Genomic DNA, 16,240 nt, shown 5'->3' with positions numbered 1-16,240 from the left:
TAATTGTTTTCAAATTTAATTATCATATTAACACATGGAACAGTACAATTGCCGTGCCAAAGTCTTAAAGTTATGTTAAAATTTTGTTTTTGCGATATTTTGTACTAAATTAAGTATTTAATGTGAAACAACAAAACAAAAATTCGGTACGAAAGTACCAAATTTTTGTTTTGTTTCAATAGGTTTAAGAAAAAAATTAAGGTTTTTTTTTCTAAAGCAAATAATGTACGACCAATAACGACAATCCACCCAGCAAAGCTGAAACTGGAATTGTCAATATCCAAGCCCATAACAGGCTGATTGTAACCCCCCAGCGTACTGCCGATACACGTTTTACAACGCCAACACCGATAATAGCACCTGTAATGGTATGCGTTGTTGAAGCCGGGATTCCAAAATGTTCTGTGATGCCCAATGTTACAGCTCCCGCAGATTCAGCACAAACACCTTCCAATGGAGTTACTTTTGTGATCTTGGTTCCCATTGTTTTGACAATTTTCCATCCACCGCTCATTGTTCCTGCCGAAATAGCGGCATAACAAGTCAATGGAATCCATTCGGGCATGTGTTCAGTCGTTGGGACATAACCTCCAGCAACCATAGCTACAAGGATGATACCCATGACCTTTTGCGCATCATTACCCCCATGAGCGAAACTCAAAGCAGCAGAAGAGATCAATTGTAAGATCTTGAACCATTTTTCGGCAACACTTGGTCGTGATTTTTTAGCTAAATTAATAACAATAAGTGTGATGATGACTGATATCGTCATACCTATAATAGGAGCGAGTACGATAAAAGCAATGATCTTTAAAGTAGCATCAATATTGATTGCGTGAATAGGGTCTGCGCCAAGAATAAATGCGTACGCCATACCTGATCCTGCAAAACCTCCAATAAGTGTATGGGATGAACTTGATGGTACACCATAGTACCATGTAAATAGATTCCAGCCAATTGCTGCAAGCAATCCAGCAAAAATAACCTCTAAGGTAATGTATTCTTCCAATACTGTTTTTGCAATGGTATTGGCTACTTTATGATCCGTAAAGTAGAAGTAAGCTGCAAAGTTGAATATCGCAGCCCATAAAACGGCCATTGCTGGCGTTAAGACTTTTGTTGATACAACTGTCGCAATGGAATTGGCTGCATCATGGAATCCATTGATGTAGTCAAAAGCAATCGCAAGGACAATCACAACAACGAGTAATGTTGACATCATAATCTCGTAGAATTTTTGTGCACTTAAATCGAATGATTATGCGTTTTTAACTAGAATGCTTTCTAATACGTTAGCAACATCCTCACATTTATCGGTTGCATCTTCCATTGCAGATAACACTTCTTTGTGTTTAATTAATGAAATTGCATCTTTTTCAAATTCAAAAAGGTCGGCTACAGCTTTATCAAAAATATAATCCGCTTTGTTTTCTACACTATTGATACGAACACATGAGTCCGTAATATTGCGGATATTTTTTAAGTCTCTAAGCTCATGAATAGCTTTTGATACATGTTCGGTAGCTTCAACCAGTAAGTCAGCAATTTCAATCATTGGTTCAGTGGCCTTTTCAACCTTGTAAAGGTCCATTCTATTGGCGGCACCGTGTATAAAATCTGCGACATCGTCCAATGAGCTTGCTAAAGAGTGTATATCTTCGCGGTCAAAAGGAGTGATAAAGTTCTTTCCCAGCTCCAAATGAATTTGATGCGTGATGTTGTCGCCTTTATGTTCCAAATCTTCTACTTTGCGTGTTAATTCCTTTTTCTTTTCAGGGTTGCTTGAGTTAACAATATCTTTTAACAACTTTGACATCTCGATCAAGTTGTTGCCGGCTTGTTCAAACAAAGGGAAGAATTTTTTGTCCTTTGGAACGAAGTATTGAAAAATGCTATTTAAAGACATATCTTAAATTTATTTTTGCAAAAATAATACCTTAATGTTAAGTTAATGTTAACATTGGTTTTGTTTAAACACAAAAGTGTCATCAATTGTTTAATTTCCCGACTGAACTTTTTGTAAAGTAAAGCCAAATGTTGTTCCAATGCCTTCTGTACTACGGACATTGACGTTTTGCTGATGTGCTTCGACAATATGCTTTACGATAGCTAATCCTAATCCTGATCCTCCGATATCGCGTGATCGACTCTTATCAGTTCGGAAAAAGCGCTCGAATACACGGCTGAGATTTTTTTCTTCAATACCATAACCATCATCGGTAATTTCGATGAGAACCTGTTCAAATAGTGGGAAAATCTTAATTTTCGTCGTTCCACCTTCTTTTCCATATTTAAGGGAATTGTCGATCAGATTGTATAATACCTGGTGGATTTTATTGCGGTCTGCTTTAACCCAATGTGGTGTACCCGCTTTGGGTTTGAATTCTATTTTGATATTGTGCTGTTTAGCTTTGTCTTCAAGAGAGTAGGTGGTATCTTTGATGAGGTCAACGATATCAAATTTCTCTATATTCAGGACCATTTTTCCAGATTCCAGTTTGGATATTTCATCAAGATCCTGGATCAGGTAGTTTAGTCGGTCTAGATTTCGGGCAGCCTTATCTAAGAAGTTTTTGGCCATTTCCATGTCTTCTTCCATAAGGCCATCCTGCAAGGTCTCTATATAACCTTGGGTAGCAAATAGCGGCGTTTTGAATTCATGAGAAATGTTGGATAAAAACTCTCTGCGGAATTTTTCTTGTGATTTTAATTGCTCTATCTCATTTTTTTTGTCTTTTGCCCAGGCCTTGACTTCGTTTTCTGCATCTGTTATGGGATCTTCACTGACATGTTCTCCAATAGCATCTTTGAGATCCTTGCCAAGTTTGAGATTATGAATTAGTTTATACATCGTATTGAGTCTGCGATATATATATTTTTCAAATAGATAGTTAAATAGGAGGAAACTCGTTACCACAGCAACAAAGAAAATGATCAGCGCTGTCTGTAGGTCATGTTTATAATAAAAGCTGATCGTAGATATTGCAATGCCGACAGCTGCGGAGTTTGCCAGTAGTAATTGTCTAAAATTCATTTGCAGAATAAAAAAGGCCCCTGATTTGGAGCCTAAGTTACTTATAATGATATTAATAAATTGTTAAAATTTTCCGATAATCGTTTTTGCTCCAGTAACCTTATCACCAATGTTAACATTGATTTCAGTTCCTAAAGGAAGAAATAAATCTACGCGTGAACCGAATTTGATAAAACCAAACTCATTGCCTTGTACGACTTCGTCTTTTTCTTTGACATACCATACGATTCGGCGTGCTAGCGCTCCTGCAATCTGGCGGAAAAGAACCTCTCGTCCTGCCTTATCTTTGACAACGACTGTTGTTCTTTCGTTATCGGTAGATGATTTGGGGTGCCAGGCCACTAGAAATTTGCCAGGATGGTATTTAAAGAATGTGACTAAACCACTGATTGGGTTTCTGTTGACATGCACATTGACAGGAGACATAAATATAGACACCTGTATCCGCTTATCGTGGAAATACTCATTTTCCTCTGTTTCTTCGATAACAACAACTTTTCCATCTGCTGGACAAAGAATCAGGCCATCCTGCGGGTTGACCACTTTTTTGGGGCTTCTGAAAAATTGAACAACTGTAATGAATAGGAATGCGGATAGCGCATAAATAAACCATTTGGCGTATTGCGGAGCATCATAATAATCCGCAACGGCATTGATAATGAAGATAAAAAGTACAGCGATTGCTAATGTGGTGTATCCTTCTTTATGAAATTTCATATCTATTTATTTCTGCAAAGATAATTATTTACTCGAATTGTCTATTTGTCTTTCGATTTTAATTGAATGGGTATAGATTTTTCCGTCACTACCCTGTGTGATTCCGCCAGATACTCTGATGAGGTCGTCTTGAGGCTGATTGTCTTTATACGTCGGGAAATAGAAGTCAATACTTTTCGCAATACGGCTCAAAATGCCATCGAAAGGTTCGTTTTCCGAATCTGATATTAACTTGAAGTTCTTTAGACCAGCCATTCCGCTTTTTTTTACTTCCACGAGGTAAGAAAAATTAACCTGTTTGGTGATGTCTAGCCCTGTTTTATTCAGCCTGTCATTAAAGCGTTTTGCGACGAAAGCATAAAAATTGGAATAGTCATCAAAACTGCAAGACTTGCCGTTAAACAGCTCTGCTCGGGTAAAATAATCATATGGTAGGATGCTTAGTGACATGAAATCTTCATTATTCAGGTCTCCATTGTCATCATAGGTTGTTGTGAGAACACCATTTGCAAAGCGTTGTGTCATGGCGTAAATTGGTTGCTGACCTACATTATAAAAATAGGTGTTCCAGTTTCCCTGAGGCCGGCCATTTTTTACTTTTCCTTTACGTAAATAGAAATCAAAACCGAACTCCGTAAAGCCTTCAAATGGAATCGAAAATTCATAGTTACCTTCGCCATTCATGACCTCCTGTTTCCCTCTGTTGTCCCAATAGTCTTTGATAAAATAACCTTGCTCATTATATGTAATCGTTAATAGGGGCTTTCCATCTGGGTAGTAATATTTCCAGTCGCCAGCCGGATAGTTGTTTTGGAAATTTACTTCCCATTTCAACACTCCATTCGGGTGGAAGGCCTGAAATAAGCCTTCTTTTTTACCATCTTTATAGGAACCAACGAGTATTCTCGCTCCATTTGGTGCAAAATCACGAAACTCACCATCAAAAACTTGCTTTGCAAAATCAAACTTGCTTACGCGCTCGATCGTTTTGAACTCACAATCTTTAGCAGCTAAATAATAATATTTGTCAAAGTAAAAGCGAATCAGTCCCTGGTCTAATTTTTCATAGAATACGGGTTTTTCATCCTGTGCATATAGATTTGTAAAACTACACACAGAAAATAATAACAGGATATGAATGAGTTTTCTAATCATAATATTAGTGTGCTTCTAACCAATTTTTGCCTTCTCCAATTTCTACAACCAATGGGACATTTGTTTTAATCGCATTGGTCATTTTAGCTAGAATAATTTCTTTGAATGCTTCGACCTCCTGTTTAGGCACGTCAAAAACCAATTCATCATGTACTTGCATGATCATTTTGCCAGATAATCCCTGTTGCTCAATTTCTTTTTGAATAGCGATCATAGCCAGTTTGATTAAATCTGCAGCTGAACCTTGAATCGGCGCATTGATGGCGTTTCGTTCAGCAAATCCACGAACAGTCATGTTTGCTGAATTGATATCTCTGAGATAACGTCTGCGTTTTAGAATTGTTTCAACATAACCATTCTCTTTTGCAAATTCGATGGCATCACTCATGTATTTTTTGATCCCAGTATACTGGTTAAAATATTCATTAATGATATCGGACGCTTCTTTACGTGAAATACCCAGATTTTGAGAAAGGCCAAATGCCGATTGACCATAAATAATGCCGAAGTTGACAGCTTTCGCGTTTCGACGTTGTTCAGAAGTAACAGCATCAAAATCCATATGATATACTTTCGCGGCTGTTGCGCGGTGGATATCATGACCTTGGCTAAATGCGTCCATCATATTTTGGTCTTTACTCAGCTCGGCAATCAAGCGAAGTTCAATTTGCGAATAATCGGCCGAGAGGATCACGTTGCCTTCAGACCGTGGGATAAAAGCTTTTCTGACTTCTCTACCCCGCTCAGTACGGATCGGGATATTTTGCAGGTTCGGATTGGTTGAGCTTAGTCGGCCTGTTGCGGCAACCGCTTGATTGTAGGAAGTATGGATAAGCCCTGTTTCGGGGTTTATCAACTCAGGTAGCGCATCAACATAGGTTGATTTGAGTTTTTGCATTTGCCTAAAGTTCAAGATATCTTGGACGATATCTGATTTATGAGCCAACGCTAATAACACATCTTCACCTGTTTTATATTGTCCCGTTTTTGTTTTTTTAGCTTTAGGATCCAGTTGTAGCTTATCGAATAAGACTTCTCCCAATTGTTTAGGGGATGCAATATTGAAATTTACGCCTGCTTTCTCAAAGATGGATTCCTCGAGATTTTTAATGTCCTGCTCCAATGTTTTTGAAAACTCTTCAAGTGCCGGAACATCTATTTTTACACCGTTTCGTTCAATTTCAGCAAGTATATATACTAATGGGAATTCCACATCCTGCGCGAGCTGTATGGTGTTAGTCTCGACAAGAAGAGGTTGAAATACATTTTTTAGCTGCAGGGTAATGTCTGCATCTTCGGCAGCATATTCTTTTATTTTTTCAATTTCAACGTCACGCATATTCCCTTGTTTCTTTCCCTTTTCACCGATAAGTTCGGTGATTGATACCGGGCTGTAATTCAGGTAATTTTCTGCGAGTACATCCATTCCGTGACGGGTATCTGGATCAATCAGATAATGTGCAAGCATGGTGTCAAATAGCGTGCCTTGTACTTTTACTCCATAACGCGCCAACAACAAAATATCATATTTAATATTTTGTCCCACTTTTTCGATGTCTGGGTTTTCAAGCGCAGCCTTGAAAATATCGACTACAGCCTGTGCTCCATCGCGGTCGGCTGGTGTCGGAATATAATAGGCCTTAGTATTTTCGAAGGAAAATGAAAGCCCAACAATATCTGCAAGGTTGGCATCTAGACCTGTTGTTTCTGTGTCGAAGCAGAAGCTGTCTAAAGAAGCAAGTTGCTGGGCAAGCTCTACTTGCTTTTCTCGGGTATCGACCAAAGCATACTCATGTGCTGTATTATGGATGTTATTTATTGCAGTATTTTCGACGATTACTTCTTCAGTAATAACTTCTGTTGTTGTCACCGTAGTTACTGTTGTAGAAAATAAATCCATTTGTCCACTTGTGGGGGCGCTTTTGTCAAGAACGGAGAAATCTTCACCGAAAACCCGCTTTCCAAGTGTTCTGAATTCTAGTTCTGCAAATAGCGGTTCAAGAATTTCTTTGTTTGGATCTTCCAGTTCTAGCGATTTTTCATCGAGGTCAATTGGCACATCCAATAAAATGGTGGCTAATTTTTTGGAGATAAGCCCTTGTTCAGCAAAATTCTCTACGTTTTCGCGCATTTTTCCTTTGAGTTGGTCCGCGTTAGCTATAATGCCTTCGACAGATCCGTATTCCTGAACAAGTTTTTTCGCTGTTTTTTCTCCTATACCAGGGATACCAGGGATATTGTCTACAGCGTCCCCCCAAAGTCCGAGGATATCGATGACCTGGCAAACATCAGAAACTTCCCATTTTTCAAGAATCTCTTTGACACCTTGTACTTCTGCTCCATTGCCCATGCGGGCAGGTTTGTAGATAAAGATATTTTCAGACACAAGTTGCCCAAAATCTTTATCGGGTGTCATGCAATAGACCTGGAAATCTTGCTTTTCAGCTTTTTTTGCCAACGTGCCAATAATATCATCGGCTTCGTACCCATCCATTGTGATAACCGGGATATTGAAACCTTCTATTAAACGATTTATATAGGGGATAGAGGCTGCAAGGTCCTCAGGCATTTTCTCACGATGTGCTTTATAAGCTTCAAATTCAATATGCCGAGCGGTAGGTGCCGCTGTGTCGAACACTACTGCTATGTGGGAAGGTTGCTGATTTTTCAATACGTCCAATAGGGTATTGGTAAATCCCATGATTGCTCCTGTATTTAACCCTGTTGAGGTAATTCGGGGAGTTTTGCTCAATGCAAAATAAGCTCTATATATGAGAGCCATTCCATCTAGAAGAAATAGTTTTTTCACAAAATTGAATTTTAGTCTCCTTACAAAGGTAAGAAATTCATCAAAGGGTAAGTTTAATAAATTTTTCCGATTTTTGTGCTATGACACATTTAATGCAACAGGATTTATGAGAGGACTGGTAACTAAATCGACAGGTAGTTGGTATCAAGTTTTGGGTGAAGATGAAAAAAGGTACGATTGTCGTATCAAAGGAAAGTTTCGTACCAAAGGAATAAAAACGACTAATCCTGTTGCTGTGGGTGATTGGGTACATTTTGATGTGGAACCTGATCAGGAAAGTGCGGTCATTCACGAACTGGAACCTCGTCGAAATTATATCATTCGAAAATCCGTCAATCTGTCCAAGCAAACACAAATTATCGGAGCAAACCTGGATCAGGCTTTTTTAGTGGTGACACTTGCCTCGCCGCCAACATCATTAGGTTTTATCGATCGCTTTCTAGTAACAACAGAGGCTTATGGAATTCCTGCCGTAATTATTTTCAATAAATTGGATCTTTTTAGTGATGAAGGATTGGAGATATTGGCAGATTATAAAGCTATTTATGAACATATTGGTTACCCCTGTTTCGAGGTTTCCGCGTTAACTGGTACCAATATCGATGTTGTCAAGCAGCTGCTTAAAGATAAAATAACCTTGGTATCAGGCCATTCCGGAGTTGGTAAATCAACGTTGATCAATGCAATCGTTCCTGAATATGGGTTGAAAACTGGTGAAATCTCCGACTGGTCCGACAAAGGAAAGCATACAACTACTTTTGCTGAAATGTTTGATCTTCCTTTTGGAGGCAAGTTAATTGATACGCCTGGTATTCGTGAGTTGGGAATTGTCGATATAGAAAAACAGGAGCTATCTCATTTTTTTCCAGAGATGCGCGCGTTGATGAATCAATGTCGATTTCATAATTGCAGGCATATCAATGAACCCGGTTGTGTCATTATGGAGGCTGTGGAAGAAGGCTCTATTGAGAGTTCGCGCTACGATAGCTACCTCAGTATATATCATAATGAGGATAGTAGATCTTAACTTATATAAATCTTAATCTATATAAAAAAATAGCGCCTTCTTACATCAAGAAGGCGCTATTTTTTGTAAAGCGAGATAGGATGAAGCCCTTAATGTATCGCTTGTGTTAAATTTAAAAAATCACGGAGATAGGTACACTCCCGCGAAGCGATTGTAAAGAAAGGCGTATCCTTATATTGTGTGCTCAATTCTTTGAAGTATTTATTTTGCATCGAAAAACGATAGAAAGGATTCTTTAATGGCGAGTCATAGTATTGCCAACGCGATTCATTGGTATAGACAAAATCTTTCTGCTCGCATTTGGCAAGCATAAAGGTACATTTCGCTTTGAACTCTTTGTCTGTGCTCAGCGTACGCGCTTTGCTGTACCATTCTTTTGCAGATTTGGTCTGTAGATAATTTCGTTGCCAATGGAGTGTCGAAGCTGCGTGGTTGTCTGTGGACGACCAATCATAGGACACCAGGGACCAAGCATTTCCATAGGTACTTGTCTGATAGATACCTGTGGCCATTTGGAAATAATACTCGGCTTTTTTCTGGTTGTTCTTTTCCGTTTTTATGGCATTTTCCAAGCGTGCCATGCGTTCGGCATATTTTAGCTTAGTGGTGGACTCTTTACCATATTTTTTGGGATAATCATTTATCGTAACAATAAATGGATTCGGTGTAATATCGCTTTCATCCGCATCGTACCAGTTTTTAATTTCTTTTATTTTATGGTCTTTAGGAAGTCCCGCTAAAGTTTTTGCGGCTTTTTGGAAATCCAGTTCGCGTAGGTAGGTTGTACCCAGTAATTCTGTAAGATAATCTTTATTGAAATGTTTGATATCCTTCAATAAGAATTTAGATAGGGTATTCTGTTGGGAATTGTCCGACAGTAAATTTCTTATTTTTAACAGCGTTTTAGGTGTAAGGCTATTTTCCCAGAAGTGCATTGTTGTCCACTGCATATTATCTTCCAAAGAGTCTTTCACAAAGCCATAGTTGTAAAAGGCATCCGCCTTTACAGCAGCTAAACTAGCCATAGCGGTATCTTGTGTACTTAAATAGTGTTTTACGACAAGATTTTGTAGAATATTCCGGCAGATTAAACTATAGTTGCTATATTCAAAAGCACTATATCCCCAATTTTGTTTGCGGATATCTTCTTTACCATCAAGTTTTGCTTTTTCTTCTAACCAAGATAGCGTTTTGGTCAATTGAACTTCATCTAGCTGTTTACTGCTTTGCCAGTCAGTTAATTGTGTGAGCAGTCGGGTAATTTGCAGCTGATCAATCAATTTTGGACTGAGGTCAGTCTCTTTTATTTCGGAAAGGTATTCTTTTGCTAACGTATTTTCCTTATTCATCCAGCTTAGGTAGGCAGCAGTAATAAGGCCCAATTGGGGTTGAACATATTTTTTGTCGCGATAAAGTTTTAGGGCAAAATTGCGGAGAGAATCCAGATGTAGTTTAACCTTTCCTTTATCGTCATTTTTACTGTAGTAATTATAATTATCGCTACTGAGGTAAAAAGACTCGTTCATTTCTGTTTCTATCTTATTGACTTCGCGTCCCAATAGTACGGCATTTACGGTATTGGCAGGATCGAGCTGATAGCAGTCGCTCAAATATTTCAGGGCATAGTCACTTGTGCCAAAGCCTATGATAGCATTGATATTGAATCGATCTGCATCATTTTTTGCATATTGAAATATCTCAGCATCACTGGCTGTGATATAATGGAAATTAGAATACGCGAGGATGCGCCTTTCCGGACTGGCTGTGAATAATCTGGAAAATAGATAAGCAGCCCTTGCTGGATCACCATTTTTGCGGACAGCGCCAGCGTAGTTGGATAATGCCCAATTGAGGATGGCTTCATCTCCCTTAGCGGATTGCAGGTACTTTTCATAGATCGTCATGCTCTTGGCGTATTCCTGTCCAAATAGATATAAACGGGCGGCTTGATAAGCATAACGGATATAGAGAAAGCTATTTTTGGGGTACTTGGAGATCTGCTGTTCAGCGAGTTCAGCAAATTGAGTAATTTCTTTGAAATTTCGGGTATCCGGATCCCAATAGTTATGTTGAATATTCGTGATGGGTTCTTGCTTTTTGGTGAACATAAAATAAGCGCGTTCAGCTTCATGTTTTCCATCAATCAATGTGCTTAAGAACGTATTTCCTCGAATGGAATCGGGGAGGTTGGTCCAAGCTGACTTTTGTTGATTGCTCGCTAAATTAGCGGTTGCATCGTTGCTATTGTACATCAATTGTTCGACATCCTTAGCCTTGACCTGTGAACCGAGGTGCTTAGCCCAGGTTTCGGCATTGATTAAACTTTCTTTGACTGGTGCTTCCTCCGAATAGAGAAATTGGTAGGGGATGAATTGAAAGGCAGAAAATCCATTGTCCTCCAGATTGGGGAGATAATATGTCGTTTGATTGTCGTAAGGATCCACTTCGGGACCACAAGCGATATTCGTTGCAATCTCCCCAAAGAAGAAAGCTAATGTAGTGCTAGAAAGCAGCAATAATTTTTTGTAATTCGGCATTGCCATGGTTTGCTAGTGTAGCTTGATCTAAATGATAAAAAATAATCCGGTGTTCTTTTCCTTTCAGCTCTCCCTTCAAAAATTTTGCCGTTTGTAGGAGTTCTTCCTGATTGATGGATTCAAAACGTATAACATCTCCTTTTTTAAGATTTGCTTTTGGGAGATCATTTGTTAGAAAATAGAGGTTCGTATTGGGATTATGGGTAAACAATGACGAGTTTTTAATATCCTCTTCGTTGATATGTTTTGAAATACCGATGTAACTATTATTTCTGAAAACGACAAACCATTGAAATAGCGGTAATGCAATATCCATTTCCATGGGATAGTTGCGTAATGTTCCGCTTAGGTAGGTCTTAAGGTCCTGTTGATTTAAAATGGAGTTCTGATTGCCAAATTGTCTGAGATTTCCCATGTTGTAACACATCAACATTACTTTTTTCACAGGCGGAATTCCGCTCGTGACCGTATTTTTGATTTGGTGCAGCCGCAGCGTAGAACTCACGACCACATCTTTTAATGCTGGTAATTGCTGTAAATAGGTGAGCAAGTAGAAAAATTTATCACGGGATGTCTTTGTCCAATCGCAGTCCAGTTGGAGTTCTGTAAATTTTTCTTTGCCGGCTTGTTGGATTTTAGCAGTCACAAAAGGAACAATTTTATTGGCCAGTCCTCTGATCTGCAGGCTATCCATTTCTGCAAAAATACGTTGGTTGACAAATACGACAGGAATCAACTGCTGTTCTTTGGGGACAGGTTGCGTAAATGTAATTGGGCTAATAGGGACGGCTTGTACACCGGATGGATCGAAATCAATATCCATGATGCGGACATAAATAGATTTTGCGTCAATTTCTTTTAAAGAGCGGCTTTCTACGGTATCTAACTGGAATACTGTCTTCCAGAAATAGAAGCCTGTTTCATGCTTTGTTTTGGTGCAAGAACCTAAAAAAAGTAGAGATAGCGGTACAAGAAATAAAAATAGTTGTGTTTTACGGAGCATATTCACTTTATTTAGTCGTAAATCAAACAAAATGGGCTTAATTTTGTTTGTTATTCAATAAAATAAAGACGAAATTACAAAGAGATTGTGACTTTATGAAGCCTATTTTCAAATGGATTCTTGGTATTGTAGCGTTTATCCTACTGGCATTGGCTGGGGGTATTTGGTATTTTAGTAATAAGTGGAAACCACTTTTAGATACAAAAATCAAGCAGCTGGTGTCTCAAGCAACGGACAATTTGTATGCTATTAAATACGACGATATCCACGTCAACCTATTATTAGGTAATATCACAATAGACAATCTGCATCTCGTGTCAGACAGCTCCGTATATAAAAAGTTGGAGCTGGTCAGAAAAGCACCCGACAATCGCTTTGAAATCACTGTAAATAGGTTAAAAATAAAAAGTTTTGGTATCCGAAGAGTATTGATGGATAAAGAGCTTTTTTTGCATGATATCACCGTTGAAAAACCAACAATTCATGTTATTAATGAGGTGCACCGTTATAATGATACGGTGAGTAGAGGGCCTAAAAAACCACTGTATGAAAAGATAAAAGATAATCTGAAAAAAATTCAGGTGCGAGCCGTCAATTTGAATGACATCGATTTTAAATATACGCAAGTCCAAAAAGGGGTTTATCAAGATTTCGAAGTCAAGAAGGTCAAGGTCCGGATAGATGATGTTTTGATCGATTCGACTTCTGAGCATGACAAACAGCGCTTTTATCATACGAAAATGATCGATATTGAGGTGCCAGGGTTTACCTATACAACTCCGGATGGGTTTTATAAAGTAAACTTTGATCAGTTGAAAATCAACAGTAAAAATCGCAATGTCCTCTTGACCAAAGTTGCTTATCAGCCGACGCTGAATAAAGCGGCTTATTACCGGAAGAAAGGAGAAGGTGGGAGCTATATGGTGCTGAAAATGGACACACTTCTTTTGACGGGATTCAATTTCGCCGAGCTTTCCCGGGATAAGAAAATATATGCGCAAAATGCACGCTTAAAAAATGGCTCACTTTCAATTTACAGTGATAAGCATTATAAGAGCCCTCCAACCAGTCAGATTGGAAATTCTCCGCATATGAAACTAATGCAAATGTCGACACGATTGGGAATTGATTCATTGATTTTAGATAATATAGGAATTGCGTATTCTGAAATGAGTGATGAGTATAGTCAGATTGGGACCATTACTTTTGATCACACCTATGGTACAATATTGAATGTTACAAATGATTCGACAAAATTGCTTAAGCAGAAGCTGATGCGTGCGAATTTGAGTAGCAATTTTATGAATGCAGGAAAGCTTTCTACCAACTTTGTTTTTGATATGACCTCTAAAGTTGGAGCCTACACTTATAAGGGCACACTTGGGAAAATGGATCTAACAGTCGTTAATAAAATGATTCGTCCATTGTTAAATGTTGAAGTTAAGTCAGGCAATCTTAGTCAGATTACATTTGACATTTGGGCTAACGATTACCGTAGTAAAGGAACCTTTAAAATGGATTATGACGACCTCAAAGTTAATATCCTGTCAGAGGCAGGTGATGATGGTCGTCGGGAGAAGAAGGGCTTGCTGTCTTTTATGATTAATCAGGTGTTGTTCAACCCTGGCAATCCGGATTTATATGGTAAATATACGATAGGACATATTAACAGGCGCCGGGATCCTAATCATCCGTTTTTTAAAGCAATGTGGCAGACTTTATTGGTTGGAATTAAGCAATGTGTCGGCCTTGGTCCAGAGCGGGAAGCTAAACTGATGAATACGGCTGGAAAAGTTGAAAAAGTGGTTAGTGGAGTCAGCAAGGCCAAGAAAATGATTTCAAGTATATTTAAGAAGCATAAAACTCCCGAGGAATTGCTGAAGGAAGAAAAAGAAGATGAGGCCAAAGAGGCTGCAAAGATTGAAGAGAAACGGAAGCGTGATCGCGAAAAAGCTGAAAAGGAACTTGAGAAAGAAGGAACGGGAAATTGAGGGGCCGTTTCACGTGGAAAGGTTACCGGTTGATGCTGTTGCCCCTATTTTTGAGAACCTGCTGAGGAAGTGTATTTATAAATCCTCCTTGTAGGTTTAGTCAGCGCGCAAAAAAATACAACGAAGATAGATTTGCATTTATTGACAGATTTATCTTAGTTTGAGACATTATGATAGATTCGATTTTAAGTTTTATCCGATTTGTTTTCAAATATAAAAATGGACTTGTAGACAAGATCATGTTCTATGTGAGCATGATTTGCGCTGCAATCGTTATTTTTAATGTGGGCTATGTCACTGATCCCGCATTGGGTAAATTGCTGGGTAAAACGATTCATTATCTTTTCTTTGTGCTCTTTTTCATGATTGCTCTTCGCGAGTCATCGTCCATTTACGCTCTCAAAAAAATTGCTGTAGAGCATTACGCGGGCTTGGTTATCCTCATTTACTTTGTATTTATTCTTATTGCGCGTTTTGCAGGATTTGGAGCGCTCTCTGTTTTTTCAAGAGAACAGTGGGTTTATCTTGGAATCTATCTTATTTTTATCGCGGAGCTATCAAAGAGCACGCTTTTCTTTGACAATTTTTATTTTAATCCGACGATATTATTTGTCATTAGTTTTCTGGTTCTTATCCTGCTCGGCACAGTATTGCTGATGCTGCCGCGCACCACCGTAGAAGCTCCGTTAAGTTTTGTAGATGCCTTATTTATGGCAACAAGTGCTGTTTGTATCACGGGCTTGTCGGTCGCCGACATTTCAACCAATTTTAGCATGTTCGGACAGACTGTGGTCATTGTCTTGATACAGGTTGGAGGATTGGGTATTATGACATTTACAGGTTTTTTTGGCTATTTTTTCTCGGGTGGATTCTCTTTTAAAAATCAATTGATGTTTGGTGAAATTTTAGGTGAGAATAAGGTTGCCTCCGTCATTAAAACCTTATTGACCATGATTTTTATTACGCTGCTGTTTGAATTTCTTGGAGCGATACTGATCTTTAGTACTTTGGAGAGCGCTAATTTTCCAAATCTGGGGAGTATGGTTTTCTTTTCGATCTTTCATTCTATTTCCTCATTCTGTAATGCCGGATTTTCGATTTTATCTGGAGGAATTACCAATGAAGCTTATAAATTCAATTACCCCTTCCAACTGGCGCTATCCTCGCTTTTTATACTAGGAGGTTTGGGTTTTGGAATTGTATTGAATTTTTACACGTATATTAAAGAATCCATATTGCTTTATTATCACCGATGGATCACAAAGAAAAACTATAAGCACAAAGCATGGAGCTTTAGCTTTAATTCCAAGTTGGTGTTGGCCTGTAATGCAATCATTATTGTAAGTGCAACTTTATTTTTCTATTTTTTGGAGCGAGGGAACACACTTTCTCTTGAAAAGGGAATCAATGGTGAATGGGCGACTTCCTTTTTTATGGCTAATGCGGCACGCTCGGCAGGCTACAATAGTGTTGATTTGAGTTTTATCGGGGCACCGACTGTTTTTTTGGTTATGCTTCTGATGTGGGTCGGGGCCTCTCCCGGATCTACTGGCGGAGGGGTCAAGGTAACTACTGTTGCTGTTTCACTATTGAACATTATTTCTCTGGCTAAGGGAAAAGAATATATCGAAATTTTTAAAAGGAGAATAGCCGGCGAGTCTGTTAACAAGGCTTTTGCTATTATTTTGTTATCACTATTCGTCGTTGGATTCAGCTTTTTTGTGCTCATTTTTACAGATCCGGATAAGAGTATGAAAGCATTGCTCTTTGAATCGTTATCTGCTTATACAACTTGTGGGTTGAGTTTAGGGATTACGCCCTCACTCAGTATGGGTGGGAAATTAATTATTGCCTTAACCATGCTGGTTGGACGTGTGGGTATGTTGACCCTGCTGGTTGCTTTTATTAAAAATACAACACGGAGAAATATTGTATTTCCGGAAGAAAAGATCTTATTTTAGGTAGAC

General features: G+C 38.6%; 11 protein-coding genes. 3 read left to right on the top strand and 8 right to left on the bottom strand.

Features of this window, described 5'->3' with window-relative positions:
• Positions 1 to 211: 211 nt before the first annotated feature.
• From AB1Z56_RS20180 to polA, 6 genes are all read right to left on the bottom strand, one after another.
• A complete protein-coding gene (locus tag AB1Z56_RS20180; RefSeq protein ID WP_309365163.1) occupies positions 212 to 1,222 on the bottom strand; it encodes an inorganic phosphate transporter in 1,011 nt (336 codons plus the stop codon).
• A gap of 36 nt (positions 1,223 to 1,258) precedes the next feature.
• On the bottom strand, positions 1,259 to 1,906 hold the full coding sequence (locus AB1Z56_RS20175) for a DUF47 domain-containing protein (RefSeq protein WP_309365165.1): 648 nt from the start codon (positions 1,904 to 1,906) through the stop codon (positions 1,259 to 1,261).
• Between the two features lie 90 nt (positions 1,907 to 1,996).
• Positions 1,997 to 3,034 (bottom strand): sensor histidine kinase, encoded by a 1,038-nt coding sequence (locus AB1Z56_RS20170; RefSeq protein WP_120335232.1) that lies wholly within the window; start codon positions 3,032 to 3,034, stop codon positions 1,997 to 1,999.
• A gap of 63 nt (positions 3,035 to 3,097) precedes the next feature.
• Positions 3,098 to 3,751, bottom strand: coding sequence for a phosphatidylserine decarboxylase family protein (locus AB1Z56_RS20165; RefSeq protein WP_309365168.1), 654 nt, complete (start codon positions 3,749 to 3,751; stop codon positions 3,098 to 3,100).
• A 24-nt stretch (positions 3,752 to 3,775) separates the two neighbouring features.
• Entirely contained in the window at positions 3,776 to 4,906 is a 1,131-nt protein-coding gene (locus tag AB1Z56_RS20160) for a toxin-antitoxin system YwqK family antitoxin (RefSeq protein WP_313269896.1), read from the bottom strand.
• 4 nt (positions 4,907 to 4,910) lie between these two features.
• Positions 4,911 to 7,715, bottom strand: a complete 2,805-nt coding sequence (gene polA / locus AB1Z56_RS20155; protein WP_309365172.1) for a DNA polymerase I — start codon at positions 7,713 to 7,715, stop codon at positions 4,911 to 4,913.
• A gap of 106 nt (positions 7,716 to 7,821) precedes the next feature.
• On the opposite strand from polA, the gene rsgA reads away from it, so the two are divergent.
• Positions 7,822 to 8,742 (top strand): ribosome small subunit-dependent GTPase A, encoded by a 921-nt coding sequence (rsgA, locus tag AB1Z56_RS20150; RefSeq protein ID WP_153844524.1) that lies wholly within the window; start codon positions 7,822 to 7,824, stop codon positions 8,740 to 8,742.
• A gap of 89 nt (positions 8,743 to 8,831) precedes the next feature.
• Here the strand turns inward: rsgA and AB1Z56_RS20145 are convergent, their stop codons facing one another.
• Positions 8,832 to 11,285: a hypothetical protein gene (locus AB1Z56_RS20145; protein WP_426789962.1), complete on the bottom strand. Its 2,454-nt coding sequence runs from the start codon at positions 11,283 to 11,285 to the stop codon at positions 8,832 to 8,834.
• The gene (locus tag AB1Z56_RS20140; RefSeq protein WP_426789961.1) at positions 11,245 to 12,282 is read right to left on the bottom strand and encodes a hypothetical protein; all 1,038 of its coding nucleotides are present in this window, start codon (positions 12,280 to 12,282) and stop codon (positions 11,245 to 11,247) included. Before AB1Z56_RS20140 ends, AB1Z56_RS20145 begins: the two co-directional genes overlap by 41 nt.
• A gap of 95 nt (positions 12,283 to 12,377) precedes the next feature.
• Between AB1Z56_RS20140 and AB1Z56_RS20135 the strand changes: the two genes are divergently transcribed.
• Entirely contained in the window at positions 12,378 to 14,273 is a 1,896-nt protein-coding gene (locus tag AB1Z56_RS20135; RefSeq protein WP_426789960.1) for a hypothetical protein, read from the top strand.
• Positions 14,274 to 14,443: 170 nt separating this feature from the next.
• Positions 14,444 to 16,234, top strand: a complete 1,791-nt coding sequence (locus tag AB1Z56_RS20130; protein ID WP_426789959.1) for a TrkH family potassium uptake protein — start codon at positions 14,444 to 14,446, stop codon at positions 16,232 to 16,234.
• Positions 16,235 to 16,240 lie beyond the last annotated feature (6 nt).

It is taken from the genome of Sphingobacterium sp. WOUb80, from assembly GCF_050058145.1.
In the GTDB taxonomy this organism is placed as follows: Bacteria; Bacteroidota; Bacteroidia; order Sphingobacteriales; family Sphingobacteriaceae; genus Sphingobacterium.
This window is presented reverse-complemented; position numbering and strand designations above follow the sequence as displayed.